The following is a 19,900-nucleotide window of genomic DNA, read 5'->3' on the forward strand; positions in this document are numbered from 1 at the left end:
ACGAAAGAACAGCTGTTATAGCTGTTCTTTTTTTTGTGAAATGACGAGATGATTAAAAACTTGAAGGCCATTTATCTTATTCCTTGTAATGGGTAGATCAGCGGATTTAGAGATATAATTAGCATAGATTAACCTAACAGGCAGACCAATGATAAAGGAGAAATTCATCTTATGTTTGGCTTCATGAACAGAACGAAATTAATAAAAGCTGATTTAAAAGGTATTGCGAAATTAATGTTTCAGGATGTTTCAGATGATTCCTGGGATAAAGAGAATTTTACTAAAAGAAACTTAGATTTTACTAGTGAGAGCGTTCGATATATAGATATGTATACTAAAAGACTAATGAATACGGATTCGGGTACTGAACTGCTTAACAAGCATTTGGATAATTTTGTATTCCGAATAGGCGCGTATCTTGGTGAGGTTATTAAGATTAATCTACGACAGGATTTTTGTTGGTATGAGTTTGATTCTGTATACAATTATTCACACACACTGGATGGAGTGTATAGTAGTGTCGGATCAGAGAGTGTTCTTTATTCAAAAAAGCGGGATATCGCTATCTTGCCGTTGACCGTGGTATCGGAATTTTTGAACGGTAACTCTTCCTATACTAATTTCTTAACTTATGTAGAAGAGATGATTAAGGAAAATAACTAAATGAAAATGTGCTTCTAAGATCTATGTTAATAACGCATTGTTTAAGGCATTATTTTGTTTTTTGATTAAGGGCTAGGTATCACAATAAGGAGTGAGGGGAATGAGTTTAGCAAGCTATATTGGCTGTAACGTAAAGATACCTCTAAGTGATAGGGATTCGAACGATATCATTCTGATAGGCAATTATTTTTCGGATGATGATCATCGTGAAAATGTAAAGGAGCATCAATTTACAACTGCTTATGTATGAAGTGTCAACTGATTGGGGAATTGATATTTCGGAATATACAACCGAAGAGGTTCGTAGTGAATCAAAGCAGAAGCTCATTAGACTTTGCGAAATTATGTCCGATTTCCTTGAAAAAGGGGATTATTTTGAACTGTATAGCTGTTGGATTGGCGAAGAAACCGAAAAACGTGATAGTGAGCTGACTCTTCAAATAAATAACTTTGATATTGAGCAGATTGAAATACCGGATAAAACGTTAGTAAGATTTGAAAAATGAACACTAATTCAATAGGTAAAATATTTTGAATTGCTGCGAAGGTGTCTTTTTTTATATTGGGATCTGTTATTTAGGAGGTTCATATTTTACATAAAAATAGACCATCTTTTTGATGGCCTAAAACAAAGGATATATAGTATGATTCAACCTCTTAACATGTCAATGCATCAATTTCAACTTGAAAAGCAGGTGAGGCTGGAGCAACTGGATAAACCATTGTTGTACAAGGAATGTGTTCTTCAAGAAAAATCACTTCTAATATTTCTTCTTGTATTAGCTTTAAAGTCACCTGAGAATGGGTTCATCGTATCCAATTGTCCAGGTTGGTTATACGATGATGTTGATATCAGCATTGCAATTATAACTTCCCAAATAACCTCTTTATATATATGATCTCTGCTACCGTGTACCTCGAACCATTTTTTAATGCGGGAGACATGATCTTTGTCACCTCTGACTCGCCCTTCTATTTCCAAGTATTCTTCATAGCTTTAATATTCCCAGATATCAAAAATCTCAGTAGCAGACTCGCTGTGGGGCAGCATCCACCTTCCAACTAAGCGTGAATCATGTATAAGTTGATTAGGCAGATTCATTTCATTAAAGAGTTTATTAAAAGTTTCAGCCAAATTATTTTTGACAATTTAATGCTTTCTTCTATAAAACAAAACTCCTGCTCTCCCTTAAATCAATTTTTATGAATTGCTGCTGCTAATACTTCAACTCCTTGCGCTTTTAACAGATCAACCTGTTCGCTGGTGGTTTCTTCATCAGTTATGATGATGTTTAATTTTTTTACTGGGTACATTCCAGAAAACATATCACTGCCTATTTTGAAATGCTCGGCTAAAGCTATGATTTTTCTGGCGTTGTTATATACGGTTTTATGAAAAACTGCTACTTCCGGTGTGGCTGTGCTCAAGCCTTTTGCAGAAAGGGCACCAGCAGTTGCGAAGCAAAGGTCCACGGTAAATTGGCGGGCAAACTCATTGGCTAGAGCATCCGTAATATTACCCGAGTTTTTTACCTGGCCTCCAATGATGTAGGTTTGGATATTGTCGAAATTTCTGAGGTGATATGCGATTTCTATAGAATTGGTCAGGACGGTAAATGGAATTTCCTTCGGCAGGTATTTAAGCATGACATAGTGTATCGCAGAACCGCCAATGAAGACAGTCTGGTTATCCTGGATGTAAGTGACCGCCAGTTTTGCGATTGCGTTTTGAAATTCGCTTCCTTCTCCATAACGTATTGATGGCGGCCGGGCCATCATTCTGACGTTGGTGACGGGGATAGCTCCGCCATGTGTTCTTTTTAAAAGACCTTGCTCTTCCATAATCGATAAGTCTCTTCTGATTGAATCAATCGACATCTCAAATTTACTTGCCAGATCCTTCGCCAAAACCCTGCCGCTTTGCTCCAACATCTTTAATATTTCTTGTCTTCTCTCATCTGAAAACATATGGTTCACCTCTACTGTTAAATTATGGTTCTCTTCTGTATTATTTCATGTTCATGCATGTTTAGTCAATAATTTATTCGTTTTTATTCATGTTTAGTCATGTTTATCCGTGAATAGTGGGTAGATTTGAGGCTGGAAAATAATAAAGTTTCAAAAATCCCTATAGAGGAAAACCTTAAATAAAGCAGATCCTTTTCAATATTTTCATGAACTTCCTTTACAACAAGATTATTTAATGGGAACATTAAGGCTTATTAGAAGAGATGCTTGGAGGGTTCTAAATGCTGGAGAATAGTTTTGTCATGGTAGCCATCATCCTAATAATCAATATTGTGTACGTGTCATTTTTTACAATCAGGATGATCCTGACTCTGAAGGGTCAGCGATATCTTGCTGCGGGACTTAGTACGATTGAAGTTGTGGTCTATGTTGTCGGGCTTGGTTTGGTGCTCGATAATTTAAATGAGATACAGAACCTGATTGCTTATGCAGTCGGGTATGGAATAGGTGTTATTGTTGGGATGAAGATTGAAGAAAAGCTGGCGCTTGGTTATATTACTATTAATGTGATCACAAAAGAGTATGATCTTGATCTTCCGAAGGTATTACGGGAAAAGGGATACGGTGTTACAGATTGGGCTGCTAATGGACTGGAAGGAGATCGAATGGCGTTGCAAATTTTAACGCCAAGGAAGTATGAGCTGAAATTGTACCAGACCATCAAGGAATTGGATCCGAAGGCATTTATCATTGCCTATGAACCGAAATCAATTCACGGCGGATTTTGGGTTAAATCGGTACGGAAAGGGAAGTTATTTTCATGAGCAAGGACACTAAAAAGAAACGAATGTATGAAGTCGGCGAGAATGAATCAATCGATGAGTGCCTAAATAGAATGAAGAAGGATGGTTTTGCTCCTGTCCGCAGGATGGAGAAGCCAATCTTTAAGGAAGTCGAGAAGAACGGGACAGTCGAATATGAGCCAGCTGGAAGGCAGATCATTTTCGAAGCAAAGCCTGTGGAGTAAAATCAGATTACTTTAACACACTAACGCACTGGGGGTCTGACCCCCGGTGCGTTAATGCGGTAAAGGCGAACAATTATATTAAAATCACTTTAAATGTTCGATTATTGATTGACAAGGGTTTGATATAGTTGTTAATATGGAGTTGTTGATAGCGAATAGTTTTTCCCTCGTATAATAATGGGAATATGGCCCATGAGTCTCTACCCGGTTACCGTAAATGACCGGACTATGAGGGGAAGTAGTTTTTAAGTGAAGGGATAGGAATCATATTCTTTTGAGTATTGATTTCTTTGCGCATGCACCCGGACAGACTACTTTCTCTTCTGTATGTAGAGGGAGTAATCTATCCGGGTTTTTTGTTTTGATACTCCACACAGGGAGGTTAGATAAATGAGTGAATCGGTTGCGGTCATTATGGGGAGCAAATCGGATTGGGAAACAATGAAGCATGCGTGTGACATACTGGATCAATTGGAGATTTCTTATATAAAGAAAGTGGTTTCAGCCCATCGTACGCCAGACTTAATGTTTGAGTTTGCAGAGGGTGCAAGAAAAGAAGGAATTAAGGTGATCATCGCTGGAGCAGGCGGTGCGGCACATTTGCCTGGAATGGTTGCGGCAAAGACGACACTGCCGGTTATCGGGGTGCCAGTCCAGTCTAAGGCGTTGAATGGACTGGACTCACTGCTTTCGATTGTCCAGATGCCGGGCGGTGTACCGGTAGCAACGGTGGCAATTGGCAAGGCGGGTGCAACGAATGCAGGGCTCCTCGCAGCTCAAATCCTTGGCTCGTTTGACAGCGAGATTGCTGTAAAGCTTGAGAGGCTGAGAGAAGAAACAAAGATGTCGGTAATGGAAAGCAGTGATGAGCTTGAGTAAATTGATTTTACCAGGACAGACAATCGGGATCATTGGCGGCGGACAGCTTGGAAAAATGATGGCATTGTCAGCAAAAGCGATGGGGTTTCGGGTAGCTGTGCTCGATCCGACAGAGGACTGCCCTTGTGGTCAGGTGGCAGATGAGCAGATTGTCGGCGGCTATGATGATCTTGTTAAAATTAAGCAGCTTTCAGATATCAGTGATGTCATCACCTATGAGTTTGAGAACATCGATGCGGATGCGCTTGAATGGCTAAACAAAAATGCTTATGTACCGCAGGGAACTGAATTGCTGAGGGTTACTCAGGACAGGATAGAAGAGAAGCGGCAGATTCAGGAAGCTGGGGTAAAAGTAGCGCCGTATGCAGTCGTAATCAAAGCGGGTGATGTTGCCGCAGGCATCGATCAACTAGGATTACCGGCAGTTTTGAAAACGGCAAGAGGCGGTTATGACGGCAAGGGACAGCTTGTGATCAGAGCGGCTGAGGATATCGCCATTGCTGAAACGCTTGTCAGCCAGGGACCTTGTGTTCTTGAAAAATGGATACCTTTTGAAAAAGAGATTTCGGTAATCATCACTCGCAGCACTGCAGGTGAGACTGCTGTTTTTCCAGTAGCAGAAAATATCCATAAAGACAATATCCTGCACGAGACAATCGTGCCGGCACGAATCAGCAAGCTGGCTGAAGAGAAGGCAATTGAGGCGGCGAAACAGATTGCTTCGGCCCTTGATTTGACTGGGACACTTGCAGTAGAGATGTTTTTGACACAGGATGATGAGATTTACATAAATGAACTCGCACCTAGGCCGCATAATTCGGGGCATTACACGATTGAGGGGTGTGAAACCTCGCAATTTGAGCAGCATGTCAGATCGGTTTGCGGCTGGCCGCTCGGCAGCACCAATTTGCTTAAACCAGCTGTGATGGTGAATATCCTTGGTGAGCATCAGCAGCCACTGCTTGATAGAATAACGGAATTACAGGATTGGAAAATCCACTTATATGGCAAGAAGGAAGCGAAGCATAAACGGAAAATGGGGCATGTAACCCTTTTACGAGAAACAGTAGAGGAAGCGCTGGAAGAGGCTGAGAAAAGCGGCATCTGGGAAAGCGCGGCAGAATTGATTGGAGGACATAAGAGATGATCGATCGTTATACAAGACCGGAAATGGGAGCAATTTGGACTGAGGAGAACCGTTTTAAGGCATGGCTGGAGGTTGAAATCCTCGCATGCGAAGCTTGGTCTGAAATTGGAGACATCCCTAGGGAAGACGTGCAGAAAATCCGTGAAAAAGCGTCTTTCGATATCGACAGGATCAAAGAGATCGAGGAAGAAACGCGCCATGATGTCGTTGCCTTCACAAGGGCGGTATCGGAAACACTTGGCGAAGAGCGCAAATGGGTTCACTACGGACTGACTTCAACAGATGTTGTTGACACGGCGTTATCGTATGTCCTTAAGCAGGCGAATCAAATCTTACAAAAGGATCTGGAGAACTTCATCGAAATCCTGACAAACAAAGCGGAGGAACATAAATACACCGTTATGATGGGGCGTACACACGGTGTTCATGCTGAGCCAACGACATTTGGGTTGAAGCTTGCTCTTTGGCTTGAGGAAATGAAGCGCAACCTTGAGCGTTTTAAAATGGCAGCTTCTGATGTAGAGTTTGGCAAGATTTCCGGAGCGGTTGGAACGTATGCGAATATTGATCCGTTTGTGGAGTCTTACGTTTGTGAAAAGCTCGGCCTTCAGCCTGCACCGATTTCGACGCAGACACTGCAGCGTGACCGCCATGCCTTTTACATGTCTTCATTGGCATTGATCGCAACCTCGATTGAAAAGTTCGCGGTTGAGATTCGCGGCCTGCAAAAGAGTGAAACACGTGAAGTCGAGGAGTTTTTTGCTAAGGGGCAGAAGGGTTCATCCGCGATGCCGCATAAGCGTAACCCGATTGGCTCTGAAAACATGACAGGGCTGGCGAGGGTCATCCGTGGTTATATGACGACGGCTTATGAAAATGTTCCGCTATGGCATGAGCGCGATATCTCGCATTCATCTGCTGAGAGAATCATTTTGCCGGATGCGACGATTGCCTTGAACTATATGCTGAACCGCTTTGGTAACATCGTAAAGAACTTGACGGTGTATCCAGAGAACATGAAGCGCAATATGGACCGTACGCTTGGCTTGATTTACTCACAGCGTGTGCTGCTTGCTTTGATCGACAAAGGCATGTCCCGTGAAGAAGCATATGATACAGTCCAGCCTCGTGCGATGGAAGCGTGGGAAAAACAGGTTCAATTCCGCAGCCTGATTGAAAGTGACGAGAAAATCTCTGGTCTTTTAAGTGAAGCGGAAATCGATGATTGCTTTGATTATCACTACCATATCAAGCACGTTGATATGATTTTTGAACGGTTGGGATTGTAAAAGTCGAGTTTGATTGAACTGACAATTGATATGGGCAAGGGAATACCTTGCCCTTCTTTTACCAAAAGGTGACTGAAGATTGCTAATTATCTCAATCGGAGGCGTTGAAATGGAAAAGCAAGCACTGTTATATGAGGGAAAAGCAAAGCGGATTTACGCTACTGATGAAGCAGAGATTGTAAGGGTTCAGTATAAGGATTCGGCTACGGCATTCAATGGCGAGAAGAAGGCCGAGATTATCGGCAAGGGCCGGCTGAATAACGAGATTACGAGTCTACTATTCTCAAAGCTTAGTGAAGTGGGAATCCAATCTCATTTTATCGAAAAAATTTCTGAGAATGAGCAGCTTGTGAAGCGAGTTGAAATCATTCCGCTTGAAGTGGTGGTCAGGAATTTCGCTGCTGGCAGTTTTTCAAAAAGGCTTGGAGTGGAAGAAGGAAAAAAGCTTTCTAGACCGATTGTTGAATTTTACCTGAAGGATGATGCGCTCGGCGATCCGCTGATTACGGATGATCATGTCGATGTGCTGAATCTGGCTTCAGCTGAGGAAGTCTCACAGCTTAAGGATGCGGCTTTAAAAATTAACACGGTGCTAGGCGGACTTTTCGCAGAGATCGGTGTTACGTTAATCGACTTTAAGCTTGAATTCGGGAAGGATGCTAATGGCCAGATTTTATTGGCTGATGAGATTTCGCCTGATACATGCAGGCTTTGGGACATGGAAACGCAGCAAAAGCTTGATAAGGATGTATTCCGCCGCGATTTAGGGAATCTGACAGATGCTTATAAAACGATTTTAACGAGATTGGGAGGACAACTGCATGTTTAAAGTAAAGGTGTATGTCACGTTAAGGGAAAGTGTTTTGGATCCACAGGGAACGGCTGTGAAAAATGCGCTGGCGACGCACGGTTACGAAGGCATTCAGGATGTCCGGATTGGCAAGTATATGGAACTGACTTTGGATGAGAGCGTGAAAGATGTTGACGCGGCAGTTAAGGAAATGTGCGAGCGCCTGCTGGCGAATACAGTGATTGAAGATTACAGGTATGAAGTCGAGGAGGTTGTTGCACAGTGAAATTTGCAGTGATCGTATTTCCGGGTTCGAACTGTGACATCGACATGTACCACGCGGTAAAGGATGAGCTTGGCGAACAGGCAGAGTATGTCTGGCATGACGCTGAAAGTTTGGAAGACTATGACGCTGTGCTTTTACCAGGGGGATTTTCATACGGAGACTATTTGAGATCAGGGGCGATTGCGCAGTTCAGCAATGTCATGAAGGAAGTCGTGAAGGCGGCTGAAGCCGGGAAACCTGTACTTGGCGTCTGCAACGGATTTCAGATTTTACTGGAGGCAGGATTACTGCCAGGGGCGATGCGTAGAAATGACAGCATGAAGTTCATCTGCAAGCAGGTCGAGCTTAAGGTTGAAAATAGTGAAACGATGTTTTCAGCAGGTTATGAAAAAGGTGAGGTCATTACGATTCCGGTTGCGCATGGTGAAGGCAACTATTATTGCGACGAGAAGACTTTAGCAAGTTTGAAGGAAAATAACCAGATTGTGTTCACATACAATGGCGAGAATCCGAATGGAAGCCTTGAAAATATTGCCGGGATCATCAATGAGCGTGGAAATGTCCTTGGCATGATGCCTCATCCAGAACGTGCAGTAGTTGAGCTTCTTGGCGGCGCAGACGGTCTGCAGCTATTCCGATCAATCGTCAAACAATGGAGGGAAGCAAATGCGGTTAATGCTTGAACCAAGTCCAGAGCAAATTAAAGAGGATAAAATCTATCAGGAAATGGGTCTTTCAGACAGCGAGTTTGCTTCTGTTGAAAAAATCCTTGGGCGCCTGCCTAACTACACGGAGACCGGATTGTTCTCGGTTATGTGGTCAGAGCACTGCAGCTACAAGAACTCGAAGCCTGTGTTGAAAAAGTTCCCTGTCACCGGCGAACGAGTTTTACAGGGACCGGGAGAAGGCGCAGGAATCGTTGATATTGGCGACGGCCAGGCGGTCGTTTTTAAGATCGAAAGCCATAATCACCCTTCTGCGATCGAGCCTTACCAGGGTGCCGCTACAGGTGTCGGCGGAATTATCCGCGACGTTTTTTCAATGGGGGCAAGGCCAATTGCATTGCTGAATTCTCTCCGCTTTGGCGAGCTTGAATCGCCGCGCGTGAAATATTTGTTCGAACAGGTTGTTGCCGGGATTGCTGGCTACGGAAACTGCATCGGCATTCCGACGGTTGGCGGCGAGGTCCAGTTTGATGGCGCTTATGAAGGAAATCCACTTGTGAACGCAATGTGCGTTGGATTGATCAATCACGAAGACATCAAGAAGGGCCAGGCACATGGTGTTGGAAACACTGTTATGTACGTTGGCGCGAAAACGGGCCGCGACGGAATCCATGGTGCGACTTTCGCTTCTGAGGAATTGAATGAGTCATCCGAGGATAAGCGTCCAGCTGTCCAGGTCGGCGATCCTTTTATGGAAAAATTGCTGCTTGAAGCGTGCCTGGAGCTTGTGAAAAATGATGCGCTTGTTGGCATCCAGGACATGGGTGCGGCTGGATTGACAAGTTCGTCAGCTGAGATGGCGAGCAAGGCAGGTTCTGGCATCGAAATGAACCTTGATTTAGTGCCGCAGCGTGAAACGGGCATGACGGCTTATGAGATGATGCTGTCTGAATCCCAGGAACGCATGCTGATTGTCGTTGAAAAAGGACGTGAGCAGGAAATCATCGATCTTTTTTCAAAGTACGAGCTTGAAGCGGTTGCGATTGGCCGGGTTACGGATGATAAAATGCTTCACCTTTTGCATAAAGGTGAAGTGGTTGCCGATGTTCCCGCAGATGCACTGGCTGAAGAAGCGCCTGTTTATTACAAGCCTTCCAGTGAACCAGCTTACTTCCGCGAGTTCCAGTCGATGAAAAATGATGTTCCTACCGTTGAAAACTATGAAACTACTTTGCTGGATTTATTGCAGCAGCCGACGATTGCGAGCAAAGAGTGGGTTTACGACCAATACGATCATATGGTGCGCACGAGCACAGTTGTTTCACCTGGTTCGGATGCGGCTGTTGTGAGAATCCGTGGTACAGAAAAGGGTCTAGCGATGACGACGGACTGCAACTCGCGCTATATCTATCTTGATCCGGAAACAGGCGGGAAGATTGCCGTTGCTGAGGCGGCTAGAAACATCGTCTGCTCTGGCGGTGAACCGCTCGCGATTACGGATTGCTTGAACTTCGGAAACCCTGAAAAGCCGGAAATCTTCTGGCAGTTTGAAAAAGCGGTCGATGGTATGAGTGAAGCGTGCACGACGCTTGGAACGCCTGTTATCGGCGGCAACGTCAGCCTATATAACGAAACGAATGGAACAGCTGTCTATCCAACACCAGTTGTCGGGATGGTCGGTTTGGTTGAGAATTTGCAGCATGTTACGACGCAGCATTTTAAAAATGCCGGAGATTTGATTTATCTTTTGGGTGAAACGAAGGATGAGTTTGGAGGCAGTGAGCTGCAGAAACTTGTCCACGGACGCATTTTTGGAAAGGCGCCTGAGCTTGATTTAGACGTGGAAGCTAGCTATCAGGGACAAATTTTAACAGCAATCAAGAACGGTCTTGTATCATCAGCACATGATGTCGCGGAAGGCGGCGTGGCGGTTGCTCTTGCTGAGTCGGTGATCGGCAGCAAGGGCTTGGGAGCTGACGTCGAACTTGAAGGTACTGCTGTATCGGCATTGTTCAGCGAATCGCAGTCCAGGTTTATTTTATCGGTAAAACCAGAGCACCAAATTGAGTTTGAGAGTTTAACAGACGCAGTGCTGATTGGAAAAGTGGTTGAGACACCAGTTTTAAAGATTGATGTAAACGGCGAGAATGTGATCAATCAAGATGCAACTGGGCTGAAGAAGGCCTGGAAAGGAGCCATCCCATGCTTGCTGAATTAAAAGGCTTGAATGAGGAATGCGGCATTTTTGGAATATGGGGACATCAAGAGGCAGCGCAAATCACGTATTACGGACTGCACAGCCTGCAGCATCGCGGCCAGGAGGGTACTGGCATCGTCGTGACCGATGGCCAGCAGCTTAAGGTCAGGAAGGGTGAAGGGCTTGTTAATGAGATTTTCACCGCTGATGTGATGGAAGACCTTCAGGGCGTTGGCGCAATCGGTCATGTGCGCTATGCGACAGCGGGAGGAGGCGGCTATGAGAATGTCCAGCCGCTCCTGTTCCAATCGCAAAGCGGCGGTTTGGCGCTTGCCCATAATGGCAATCTCGTAAATGCTGATGCATTGAGGAATCAGCTTGAGGCACAGGGCAGTATTTTTCAAACGAGTTCTGACACTGAGGTACTGGCCCATCTAATCAAGCGTGGCGGCTTCAGCCAGCTGAAGGAACGCGTGAAAAATGCGCTCCCGATGCTGAAGGGTGCATATGCGTTTCTGATCATGACTGAAACCGAAATGATGGTCGCGCTTGATCCGCATGGCCTCCGTCCGCTGTCGTTAGGGAAGCTCGGCGATGCGTATGTAGTAGCTTCCGAGACTTGCGCGTTTGATATTGTCGGCGCTGAATTTGTCAGGGATGTTCTTCCCGGCGAATTGCTGATTATCAATGCTGATGGTCTCCATTCAGAGATCTATTCGATGAATTCAACGACTGCCATCTGTACGATGGAATATATCTATTTTTCAAGACCGGACAGCAACATTCACGGAATCAACGTTCATACAGCCCGAAAAAATCTTGGCAAGAAGCTGGCTGTTGAAGTGCCGATTGAGGCGGATGTAGTGACCGGGGTTCCAGATTCAAGTATTTCAGCGGCAATCGGATACGCTGAGGAATCAGGCATCCCTTATGAAATGGGATTGATCAAGAACCGTTACGTCGGCCGGACGTTCATCCAGCCATCCCAGTCTCTTAGGGAGCAAGGCGTGAAAATGAAGCTTTCACCAGTTCGCGGTGTTGTCGAAGGAAAGCGCGTTATTATGGTAGACGATTCGATCGTGCGCGGAACGACTAGCCGTCGGATTGTGAACATGTTGAAGGAAGCGGGAGCGACGGAAGTGCATGTCGTCATCAGCTCGCCTCCCATTAAGAACCCGTGCTTTTATGGAATTGATACATCCACTCGTGAGGAATTGATTGCATCTGAGCACTCGGTTGAAGAAATTCGGGAATTGATTGGCGCGGACTCGCTAACGTTTTTAAGTGTCGAGGGCATGCTTGAAGCGATCGGCCGTCAGGAGCCAGGCGAAACACGAGGACAGTGTTTGGCTTGTTTTACAGGAAAGTATCCGACGGAAATTTATCCTGCGGCGACTCCTGCTGGGCAGAAGTGCTGATTAATTTTTTCCATATTTAGGATGACCTTGCGATTCCAGCGGTATTACGTCAATTTTGCTAATTGATCGTGCGATTTTAGCGAGGTTACGTGCAATTAAGCTGAATGACCGTGCAATTCCGTTCGGTTCTTTGCAATAAGGCTTGCATGAATAAGGATTTAAGAAGGTTTTATAAAGAACAGCCAAATAGGAGGTAGTGAACATGGCAAACGCGTATAAGCAGGCTGGTGTGGATATTGAGGCTGGATACGAGGCGGTTGAACGGATTAAAAAGCATGTGAAGCGGACAGGGCGGCCGGGTGTGATCGGTGCGCTGGGCGGATTTGGCGGGATGTTCGACCTATCAAGCCTTGGTCTGAAGGAGCCTGTGCTCGTTTCAGGTACGGATGGCGTCGGCACGAAGCTTATGCTGGCCTTTATGATGGATCGCCATGATACAATTGGCATCGATGCCGTGGCAATGTGTGTGAACGACATCGTTGTCCAGGGGGCAGAGCCATTATATTTCCTGGATTACATTGCATGCGGCAAGGCTGTTCCGGAAAAAATCGAAGCGATTGTCAAAGGGATTGCCGATGGCTGCGAGCAGGCTGGCTGTGCGCTTGTTGGCGGGGAAACTGCGGAAATGCCTGGGATGTACTCTCCTGAGGAATACGATTTGGCTGGTTTTGCGGTTGGTGCCTGCGAGAAGTCAGATATCATTACCGGTGCTGGAATCAAAGCGGGCGATGTCTTGATCGGGCTTGCATCAAGCGGGATCCACAGCAATGGCTACTCACTTGTCCGCAAGGTGTTTCTTGAGCAGGCTGGTCTGGAGTTAGACCATTATGTGGACGCATTTGGCTGTACGCTTGGCGAGGAGCTTTTAAAGCCAACGCGCATTTATGTAAAATCGGTACTTGCTGCAAAGAAGCAATATGAGATCAAGGGTCTTGCCCACATCACGGGCGGAGGTTTTATCGAAAATATTCCAAGGATGCTTCCGGAAGGATTGGGCGCTGACATTGAAGAGGGAAGCTGGGAAATCCCGCAGGTGTTTAAAACCTTGGAATCCCTTGGCGGACTTGAGCGCCAGGATATGTACAACATTTTTAACATGGGGATTGGCATGGTCGCTGCTGTAGATCCTGACGTTGCGCCGGAAGTGGTTCGTTTGTTTAATGAAAATGGGGAAAGTGCTTCTGTGATTGGTACAGTATCTGAATCTGAAGGGATTCGTATTAAGATGACTGGTGACTTGATATGATGTGGGGCAAATTGCGTGCAGCTGCCGACCAGCCTGATGAGAAGCAAACCATGAAGAAAATCGCTGTTTTCTCTTCAGGAAGCGGCAGCAATTTTCAGGCAATCGGTGTCGCTGTGCAAGCTGGCATTCTAAATGCTGAAATATGCCTGCTCGTATGCGACAAGCCGGGTGCATTTGTGATGGATCGTGCTGAAATGCTGGGGATACCGAGCCTGGTCATTAACCCGAAGTGGTTTCGGTCAAAAGAAGCATATGAGACGAAAATTTTACAAAAACTAACGAGTCTTGATGTAGAGCTTGTGGTGTTAGCCGGTTATATGAGGCTGATCGGACCGACGCTGCTAAAGGCTTTTGAAGGAAGGATTGTCAATATCCACCCTTCGTTATTACCGGCGTTTCCCGGGAAGGATGCCATCGGCCAGGCGCTAGCAGCGGGTGTAGAGAGAACTGGGGTCACGATTCATTACGTTGATGAGGGAATGGACACAGGCCCTGTCATTGCAAGCAGCGCAGTTACGATCGACACTGGAGAAACGAGAGAATCACTTCAGAAGAAAATACAGCGGATTGAACACAGCCTGTATCCAGAAGTTTTGGAACAGCTGCTGAACGGAAAAGAGGAGGCAGTACAATGGGAAAAAAGCGTGCACTGATCAGTGTTTCAGATAAAAACGGAATTGTTGAGCTGGCGAGGGAATTAGTTGAGCTTGGGTTTGAAATTGTTTCGACTGGCGGCACAAAGAAGGCTCTTCAGGACGGCGGGGTACCTGTGATTGGGATCAGCGATGTTACTGGTTTTCCTGAAATTCTTGAAGGCCGTGTAAAGACTCTTCACCCAAAAATTCATGGCGGATTGCTTGCGAAATACAGTGATCCTGGGCATCAGGCACAGCTTTCTGACAATGAAATCGAGAAAATCGAACTGGTATGTGTGAACCTTTATCCTTTTAAAGAAACGATTTCAAAACCTGGTGTGACGCCTGAGGATGCGATCGAGAACATCGACATCGGTGGACCAGCGATGCTGCGCGCTTCAGCTAAAAATCATCAATACATAACCGTTCTAGTTGACCCAGCCGATTACCAGCAGGTCATCGAAGAATATAAGAGCAATAACGAAACGACGATTGAAACACGCCGCAGGCTGGCTGCAAAGGTATTCCGCCACACAGCAGCCTACGATGCGCTGATTTCTGAATATATGACGAAACTTGCAGGTGAAGAGCAGCCGGAAAAAATGACGGTGACCTATGAGTTGAAGCAAAATCTGCGCTACGGCGAGAATCCGCACCAGAAAGCAGCGTTCTACCAGAAGCCGCTTGGTTCCGCATTTTCGGTAGCGGCTGCGGAACAGCTTCATGGAAAAGAACTTTCTTATAACAATATTAATGATGCAAATGCTGCTTTGCAGATCGTGAAGGAATTCTCCGAGCCGGCTGCGGTTGCGGTTAAGCATATGAATCCGTGCGGAGTTGGAACTGGTAAAGATGTTTTCGATGCTTTTGGTAAAGCGTTCGAAGCAGATCCAGTTTCTATTTTTGGCGGGATCATTGCCCTGAATCGCCAGGTCGACGGGGAAACAGCAAGCAAGCTGTACGAAATCTTCCTTGAAATTATCATTGCCCCTTCTTTTAGCGAAGAAGCTTTGGAGATATTAACGGCTAAGAAAAATCTTCGTTTGTTAAAAGTGCCTTTTGATGGCTCGTTGTCTAAGGAAACGGCGTTAACTTCAATAGAGGGTGGATTGCTGGTTCAAGAACAGGATGCGTTTGGATTTGAAGATGCGGAAATTTCCGTGCCGACAAAGCGTGAGCCGACTGAGGGAGAGTGGGCAGCATTGAAGCTTGGCTGGAAGGTCGTAAAGCATGTGAAATCGAATGCGATTGTTGTGAGTGACAAGGATTCTACTTTAGGAATCGGCGCAGGGCAAATGAATCGTGTAGGCGCAGCGAAAATTGCGCTTGAACAAGCTGGAAAGAAAGCCGAGGGAGCTGCCCTTGCTTCAGATGCATTCTTCCCAATGGATGACACAGTTGAAGCTGCTGCTAAAGCAGGAATCACCGCCATTATCCAGCCAGGCGGATCCGTACGTGATGCTGATTCGATTAAGAAGGCGGATGAATACGGCATTGCGATGGTGTTTACGGGGGTAAGGCATTTTAGGCATTAAGGTTTGGAGTAGTCGGCCAGTTAGGGAATGGCTGACTGGTTAAAAATGAAGTCCAATTTGTGAAAAGTTGCATCCAAACTGGTTAAATATTCTCAACTGGTGAAAAATTGACTTAAACTGGTGAAATATTGCATTCAACTGGTTAAAAAACGAGTTCAACTGGTGAAAAGTTTCATCCAACTGGTTAAAAAACGAGTTCAACGTGTGATATAACTCCAAACTGGTATTAAAACGAGGTCAACTGGTATTATATTGTGCTTAACTGGTATTAAATGCAGCCCATCGATAGAAAAATTAATATTTGTTGAAACAAATCACTATATTGCTCAGTTAAAACGATCAATTTACGATTTCAATCGAAATGAAGATCAGAAAAAAGCAATTCAAATTGTCAAAAACGATTTTAAACTGTGATATAGGTCTAGAGGGAATAACGGAGGTGCGGGGAATGAAGGTTCTTGTGGTTGGCAGAGGTGGCCGGGAGCATGCGATTTGCCGGAAAGTCAGTGAGAGTCCGCTTGTATCGGAGGTTTTTGCGGCTCCGGGCAATCCGGGGATGATGGACTGCGCATCGCTTGTGAATATCAATGAAAATCAGCTGGATGAGCTTGTTGTTTTCGCAAAGGAAAAGGAAATTGGCCTGACGATCATCGGTCCTGAAGTTCCATTGCTTGAAGGATTAGCAGACCGATTCATTGAGGAGGGCCTTAAGGTTTTCGGTCCTCAAAAGGCAGCGGCCGTGATCGAGGGCAGCAAGTCGTTTGCAAAGGATCTCATGAAAAAATACAGTATTCCGACAGCGGAATACCAGGTGTTCACTGAGTATGCAGAAGCAAAAGCCTATCTTGATAAAATTGGAGCCCCGATTGTGATCAAGGCAGACGGGCCGGCGGCTGGCAAGGGCGTAGTTGTGGCGATGACTCAGCAAGAGGCAGAAAAAGCACTCCAGGATATGTTACTGAACGAAAAGTTTGGCGAGGCGTCGGCAAGTGTGGTCATGGAGCAATTTTTAACAGGGGAAGAGTTTTCGCTGATGGCATTTGTGAACGGTGAAAGTGTGGTCCCGCTGGAGATCGCGCAGGATCATAAGCGCGCCTTTGATGGCGACATGGGGCCAAACACTGGCGGAATGGGCGCTTATTCACCAGTACCGCATATTCGCAAGGAAACAGTCGAGAAAGCAGTGCAAAACGTGCTGATTCCGGCGGCGCGCGCGATGGTTCAGGAAGACCGCAGTTTTACCGGTATCCTTTATGCCGGGCTGATTGAAACGGTGGACGGACCAAAAGTGATCGAATTTAATGCACGCTTTGGCGATCCGGAAACACAGGTGATTTTGCCAAGGATGAAATCGGATTTGGTTGAGGTCATGCTTAAGGTGCTTGAAGGAAAGTCTCCAGAAATTGAGTGGCATGAGGAAGCGATGGTCGGAGTAGTCGTCGCGGCAAATGGCTATCCCGAGGAGTATGAGAAAGGTGCGGTCCTTAAAGGATTAGAAAACATGTCTCAAGTTTTCCATGCTGGCACGGCAAAGAACGAAGAAGGACAGTTTACGACCAATGGCGGTCGGGTACTGCTGGTCGGTGCAAAATCTGCTACATTAAAAGAAGCGCAGCAAAAGGTATATGCTGAGCTTGAAAAGCTGGAGTGCCCTGAAACCTTTTACCGGAAGGATATCGGGAACAAGGCTATTGGGCGAATTACTGTTTAAATATGTATTTAACGTGTTACTGTATGAAAAAGCAGCAAAGCAATCGTTCATAAGAAGCAGCATGACTACCTGGCGCGTCTCTTGTTAACTCCGCGGGTGTAAACGAGCAGCAGGGCAATGATGCTTCCGACGATCGCGATCCATACGAAGCTCATGTCCGTCACGTATTCCCAAAACATAGTATCATCTCCTTTATGGAGCCCCCAGGTTTGGGGGCTTTTGTCTTTCTCAGTGACCATGCAGAGTGTCAGCTTGGATTATAAGGAATCCATCCTTCGCCATCGCCTGTTTCGGCGTTGTTTTCCTCCATCATATCCTGGCCCTTTTCGTAGGCGGCAGTGAGCGGGCAGTAGCGGACGATTCCTTCGCCGACTTTCATTGCTCCAAGCATCGCCATGAAGATATACGAGTCTTTCCATGGACGTTTCACCATTTTTGAAGTGGACCAGGCGAGGATTGTCAATCCCATCGTGATTCTGACCAGTGCGTTAATGATTCCAATGTTCGGGCGTACATTCATTTTTTCATCGCTCCTTTACGAAGTTTTTACAATTAATTTGAAATTCTTTAGTGCGTTAAACAACGAAATATGTTACCATAGAAACCAATAATGAAAGGGCTTTCTTTTATTGGGATTAAACGATTTTTTTATATATAGAGAAAAGGGGAACAAGGTATGGAACAACGTTATCGATGGAAAAACAAACAATTGCGCGACCATGCTGCTGTTTTGGACGGCTCCCTTTCACCGACGATCTTGCTGAAGAATGCGACTTATTTGAACCAGACTTTCCGCAAATGGATGACTGCGAACATTTGGATTTACAAGGACCGGATTGTATATGTTGGTGAAAATCTGCCTGAGAATACGAAACAGTGCGAAACAGTTGATTGCAGCGGAATGAAGCTTGTGCCGGGTTATATTGAACCGCACGCTCATCCGTTTCAACTTTATAATCCCCATTCTTTTGCTGCCTATGCATCTCAGACTGGGACGACCACGATGATCAGCGACAATATGGTGCTTGCTTTGCAATTGGGTAAAAAGAAAGCGTTTACTTTTATTAATGAGCTGAATAATAACCCTGTCACGATGTATTGGTGGTGCAGGTTTGATGCACAGACGGAAATCCAGCATGAGGAAGAGGTGTTTTCAAACAGCAATGTCAGGGCCTGGCTTGAACATGAGAATGTCCTTCAGGGGGGCGAGCTGACGTGCTGGCCGAAGCTGATGAACGGGGATGACATGATTCTTCACTGGATGCAGGAAACGAAACGCCTCCATAAGAAAATCGAAGGCCATTTCCCGGGCGCATCCGAAAAAACGCTTGCAAAAATGATGCTGTTTGGCGCGGATTGCGACCATGAGGCGATGACTGGTGAAGAAGTAAGAAGAAGGCTTATGCAGGGCTATATGGTGTCACTCCGCCATTCTTCGATCCGGCCGGATTTGCCGAAGCTGCTGGATGAGATTCACGAGCTTGATATAGCGGTTTATGACCGATTCATGATGACAACGGATGGTGCGTCAACAGCCTTTTACGAAAATGGCGTGATGGATGAATTAATCCGGATTGCCATCGATAGAGGTGTTCCGGTCATTGACGCTTACAATATGGCGACAATCAATGTGGCGCGGTATTATAATTTCGAGCATTTGCACGGCAACATTGCGACAGGCCGCATTGCGAACATCAACTTTTTAAGTGATGAGCGTGAACCTGCTCCGGTTTCCGTGCTGGCAAAAGGCCAGTGGGTGAGACGTCACGGAGAGGCAATCGAAGCGGCAAGCGAGCTGGATTGGTCAGAATTAGGATTCGAGCCGTTAAAAATCGATTGGGAGCTGACGTTAGATGATATGCAATTCTCGATGCCATTTGGCATTAAGATGGAGAATTCGGTCATTACAAAACCTTATTCCATCTCAATTGATGTGTCAGGTGATGAATTAGCTTCAAGTCATGATGAGTGCTTTTTCATGCTGATCGACCGGAATGGCGAGTGGCGGATCAATACGATTTTAAAAGGCTTTGCGACTGATTTGCAGGGACTGGCGAGTTCATTCTCCAACACAGGTGACATTATCCTCATCGGCAAAAATAAGCAGGATATGATGGCTGCTTTTAACCGAATGAAGGAGCTTGGCGGCGGAATTGTTGCATGCGAGAATGGGGTGCCTGTACGGGAAATTCCGTTAAGGCTGCAGGGCATCATGTCCAGTCATCCTGTAGGTGAATTGATGGCCGAAGAAAAGAAGCTGCTTGAGTATTTGAAGGAAAAAGGGTATAAATTCGCAGACCCGATTTATTCACTGTTATTCTTCTCATCAACGCATTTGCCATACATCAGAATCACGCAGCGGGGCATCTATGATGTCATGAAAAAAACGGTACTCTTTCCAACGATAATGCGTTAAAATATAAAAGTGCATCAAGACATTTACA

General features: G+C 45.6%; 19 protein-coding genes, 2 pseudogenes and 1 riboswitch. Of the genes and pseudogenes, 17 read left to right on the top strand and 4 right to left on the bottom strand.

Features of this window, described 5'->3' with window-relative positions:
* Positions 1-171: 171 nt before the first annotated feature.
* Together V7201_RS18270 and V7201_RS18275 are read left to right on the top strand one after the other, a co-directional pair.
* Entirely contained in the window at positions 172-663 is a 492-nt protein-coding gene (locus tag V7201_RS18270; RefSeq protein WP_335378193.1) for a hypothetical protein, read from the top strand.
* Positions 664-763: 100 nt separating this feature from the next.
* Positions 764-1,169, top strand: a pseudogene (locus V7201_RS18275) (hypothetical protein).
* 338 nt (positions 1,170-1,507) lie between these two features.
* Here V7201_RS18275 and V7201_RS18280 read toward each other — a convergent pair.
* Both V7201_RS18280 and V7201_RS18285 read right to left on the bottom strand, forming a co-directional pair.
* Positions 1,508-1,813, bottom strand: a pseudogene (locus V7201_RS18280) (NIPSNAP family protein); the annotation flags it as partial.
* A gap of 44 nt (positions 1,814-1,857) precedes the next feature.
* Complete coding sequence (locus tag V7201_RS18285; RefSeq protein WP_335378194.1) at positions 1,858-2,631, bottom strand: DeoR/GlpR family DNA-binding transcription regulator; 774 nt, start codon at positions 2,629-2,631, stop codon at positions 1,858-1,860.
* 281 nt (positions 2,632-2,912) lie between these two features.
* Between V7201_RS18285 and V7201_RS18290 the strand changes: the two genes are divergently transcribed.
* The 14 genes from V7201_RS18290 (at position 2,913) to purD (ending at position 17,456) form a co-directional block, all read left to right on the top strand.
* Positions 2,913-3,455, top strand: a complete 543-nt coding sequence (locus V7201_RS18290) for a DUF2179 domain-containing protein (RefSeq protein ID WP_335378195.1) — start codon at positions 2,913-2,915, stop codon at positions 3,453-3,455.
* Entirely contained in the window at positions 3,452-3,658 is a 207-nt protein-coding gene (locus tag V7201_RS18295) for an NETI motif-containing protein (RefSeq protein WP_335378196.1), read from the top strand. Before V7201_RS18290 ends, V7201_RS18295 begins: the two co-directional genes overlap by 4 nt.
* Before the next feature lie 147 nt (positions 3,659-3,805).
* Positions 3,806-3,907: riboswitch (purine riboswitch) on the top strand.
* 141 nt (positions 3,908-4,048) lie between these two features.
* Entirely contained in the window at positions 4,049-4,537 is a 489-nt protein-coding gene (gene purE / locus V7201_RS18300) for a 5-(carboxyamino)imidazole ribonucleotide mutase (RefSeq protein ID WP_335378197.1), read from the top strand.
* Complete coding sequence (gene purK, locus V7201_RS18305) at positions 4,524-5,684, top strand: 5-(carboxyamino)imidazole ribonucleotide synthase (protein ID WP_335378198.1); 1,161 nt, start codon at positions 4,524-4,526, stop codon at positions 5,682-5,684. Before purE ends, purK begins: the two co-directional genes overlap by 14 nt.
* Positions 5,681-6,973, top strand: coding sequence for an adenylosuccinate lyase (gene purB, locus V7201_RS18310; RefSeq protein WP_335378199.1), 1,293 nt, complete (start codon positions 5,681-5,683; stop codon positions 6,971-6,973). Before purK ends, purB begins: the two co-directional genes overlap by 4 nt.
* Before the next feature lie 109 nt (positions 6,974-7,082).
* The gene (purC, locus tag V7201_RS18315) at positions 7,083-7,802 is read left to right on the top strand and encodes a phosphoribosylaminoimidazolesuccinocarboxamide synthase (RefSeq protein WP_335378200.1); all 720 of its coding nucleotides are present in this window, start codon (positions 7,083-7,085) and stop codon (positions 7,800-7,802) included.
* Positions 7,795-8,049 (top strand): phosphoribosylformylglycinamidine synthase subunit PurS, encoded by a 255-nt coding sequence (purS, locus tag V7201_RS18320; RefSeq protein WP_335378201.1) that lies wholly within the window; start codon positions 7,795-7,797, stop codon positions 8,047-8,049. The genes purC and purS overlap by 8 nt, the downstream gene beginning before the upstream one ends.
* On the top strand, positions 8,046-8,732 hold the full coding sequence (gene purQ / locus V7201_RS18325; protein ID WP_335378202.1) for a phosphoribosylformylglycinamidine synthase subunit PurQ: 687 nt from the start codon (positions 8,046-8,048) through the stop codon (positions 8,730-8,732). The genes purS and purQ overlap by 4 nt, the downstream gene beginning before the upstream one ends.
* Positions 8,716-10,932 carry a phosphoribosylformylglycinamidine synthase subunit PurL gene (purL, locus tag V7201_RS18330; RefSeq protein WP_335378203.1) on the top strand — a complete coding sequence of 739 codons (2,217 nt, stop codon included), beginning with the start codon at positions 8,716-8,718 and terminating at the stop codon, positions 10,930-10,932. Before purQ ends, purL begins: the two co-directional genes overlap by 17 nt.
* On the top strand, positions 10,917-12,329 hold the full coding sequence (gene purF, locus V7201_RS18335) for an amidophosphoribosyltransferase (protein WP_335378204.1): 1,413 nt from the start codon (positions 10,917-10,919) through the stop codon (positions 12,327-12,329). The genes purL and purF overlap by 16 nt, the downstream gene beginning before the upstream one ends.
* A gap of 202 nt (positions 12,330-12,531) precedes the next feature.
* On the top strand, positions 12,532-13,575 hold the full coding sequence (purM, locus tag V7201_RS18340; protein ID WP_335378205.1) for a phosphoribosylformylglycinamidine cyclo-ligase: 1,044 nt from the start codon (positions 12,532-12,534) through the stop codon (positions 13,573-13,575).
* A gap of 50 nt (positions 13,576-13,625) precedes the next feature.
* Complete coding sequence (purN, locus tag V7201_RS18345; protein WP_335378227.1) at positions 13,626-14,228, top strand: phosphoribosylglycinamide formyltransferase; 603 nt, start codon at positions 13,626-13,628, stop codon at positions 14,226-14,228.
* Positions 14,207-15,745 (top strand): bifunctional phosphoribosylaminoimidazolecarboxamide formyltransferase/IMP cyclohydrolase, encoded by a 1,539-nt coding sequence (gene purH / locus V7201_RS18350; RefSeq protein WP_335378206.1) that lies wholly within the window; start codon positions 14,207-14,209, stop codon positions 15,743-15,745. The genes purN and purH overlap by 22 nt, the downstream gene beginning before the upstream one ends.
* A gap of 448 nt (positions 15,746-16,193) precedes the next feature.
* On the top strand, positions 16,194-17,456 hold the full coding sequence (gene purD, locus V7201_RS18355) for a phosphoribosylamine--glycine ligase (protein ID WP_335378207.1): 1,263 nt from the start codon (positions 16,194-16,196) through the stop codon (positions 17,454-17,456).
* Positions 17,457-17,521: 65 nt separating this feature from the next.
* Here the strand turns inward: purD and V7201_RS18360 are convergent, their stop codons facing one another.
* Together V7201_RS18360 and V7201_RS18365 are read right to left on the bottom strand one after the other, a co-directional pair.
* Positions 17,522-17,695, bottom strand: a complete 174-nt coding sequence (locus V7201_RS18360; RefSeq protein ID WP_335378208.1) for an EYxxD motif small membrane protein — start codon at positions 17,693-17,695, stop codon at positions 17,522-17,524.
* Between the two features lie 8 nt (positions 17,696-17,703).
* Positions 17,704-17,976 carry a YgaP family membrane protein gene (locus V7201_RS18365; RefSeq protein ID WP_335378209.1) on the bottom strand — a complete coding sequence of 91 codons (273 nt, stop codon included), beginning with the start codon at positions 17,974-17,976 and terminating at the stop codon, positions 17,704-17,706.
* A gap of 156 nt (positions 17,977-18,132) precedes the next feature.
* Here V7201_RS18365 and V7201_RS18370 point away from each other — a divergent pair, with 156 nt between their 5' ends.
* Positions 18,133-19,872 (top strand): adenine deaminase C-terminal domain-containing protein, encoded by a 1,740-nt coding sequence (locus V7201_RS18370; protein WP_335378210.1) that lies wholly within the window; start codon positions 18,133-18,135, stop codon positions 19,870-19,872.
* The last annotated feature ends 28 nt before the right edge of the window (positions 19,873-19,900 follow it).

Source organism: Bacillus sp. JJ1122 (assembly GCF_036964885.1).
GTDB lineage: Bacteria > Bacillota > Bacilli > Bacillales > Cytobacillaceae > Mesobacillus.

Bases quoted from the DNA above. Each gene is read 5' to 3' on its own strand.
- purH (WP_335378206.1), top strand. From the start codon at position 14,207: ATGGGAAAAAAGCGTGCACTGATCAGTGTTTCAGATAAAAACGGAATT.
- V7201_RS18270 (WP_335378193.1), top strand. From the start codon at position 172: ATGTTTGGCTTCATGAACAGAACGAAATTAATAAAAGCTGATTTAAAA.
- purS (WP_335378201.1), top strand. From the start codon at position 7,795: ATGTTTAAAGTAAAGGTGTATGTCACGTTAAGGGAAAGTGTTTTGGAT.
- purF (WP_335378204.1), top strand. From the start codon at position 10,917: ATGCTTGCTGAATTAAAAGGCTTGAATGAGGAATGCGGCATTTTTGGA.
- V7201_RS18365 (WP_335378209.1), bottom strand. From the start codon at position 17,976: ATGAATGTACGCCCGAACATTGGAATCATTAACGCACTGGTCAGAATC.
- purE (WP_335378197.1), top strand. From the start codon at position 4,049: ATGAGTGAATCGGTTGCGGTCATTATGGGGAGCAAATCGGATTGGGAA.
- purC (WP_335378200.1), top strand. From the start codon at position 7,083: ATGGAAAAGCAAGCACTGTTATATGAGGGAAAAGCAAAGCGGATTTAC.
- V7201_RS18285 (WP_335378194.1), bottom strand. From the start codon at position 2,631: ATGTTTTCAGATGAGAGAAGACAAGAAATATTAAAGATGTTGGAGCAA.
- purN (WP_335378227.1), top strand. From the start codon at position 13,626: ATGAAGAAAATCGCTGTTTTCTCTTCAGGAAGCGGCAGCAATTTTCAG.
- purD (WP_335378207.1), top strand. From the start codon at position 16,194: ATGAAGGTTCTTGTGGTTGGCAGAGGTGGCCGGGAGCATGCGATTTGC.
- purB (WP_335378199.1), top strand. From the start codon at position 5,681: ATGATCGATCGTTATACAAGACCGGAAATGGGAGCAATTTGGACTGAG.
- V7201_RS18360 (WP_335378208.1), bottom strand. From the start codon at position 17,695: ATGGTCACTGAGAAAGACAAAAGCCCCCAAACCTGGGGGCTCCATAAA.
- V7201_RS18295 (WP_335378196.1), top strand. From the start codon at position 3,452: ATGAGCAAGGACACTAAAAAGAAACGAATGTATGAAGTCGGCGAGAAT.
- purM (WP_335378205.1), top strand. From the start codon at position 12,532: ATGGCAAACGCGTATAAGCAGGCTGGTGTGGATATTGAGGCTGGATAC.
- purL (WP_335378203.1), top strand. From the start codon at position 8,716: ATGCGGTTAATGCTTGAACCAAGTCCAGAGCAAATTAAAGAGGATAAA.
- V7201_RS18370 (WP_335378210.1), top strand. From the start codon at position 18,133: ATGGAACAACGTTATCGATGGAAAAACAAACAATTGCGCGACCATGCT.
- purK (WP_335378198.1), top strand. From the start codon at position 4,524: ATGAGCTTGAGTAAATTGATTTTACCAGGACAGACAATCGGGATCATT.
- V7201_RS18290 (WP_335378195.1), top strand. From the start codon at position 2,913: ATGCTGGAGAATAGTTTTGTCATGGTAGCCATCATCCTAATAATCAAT.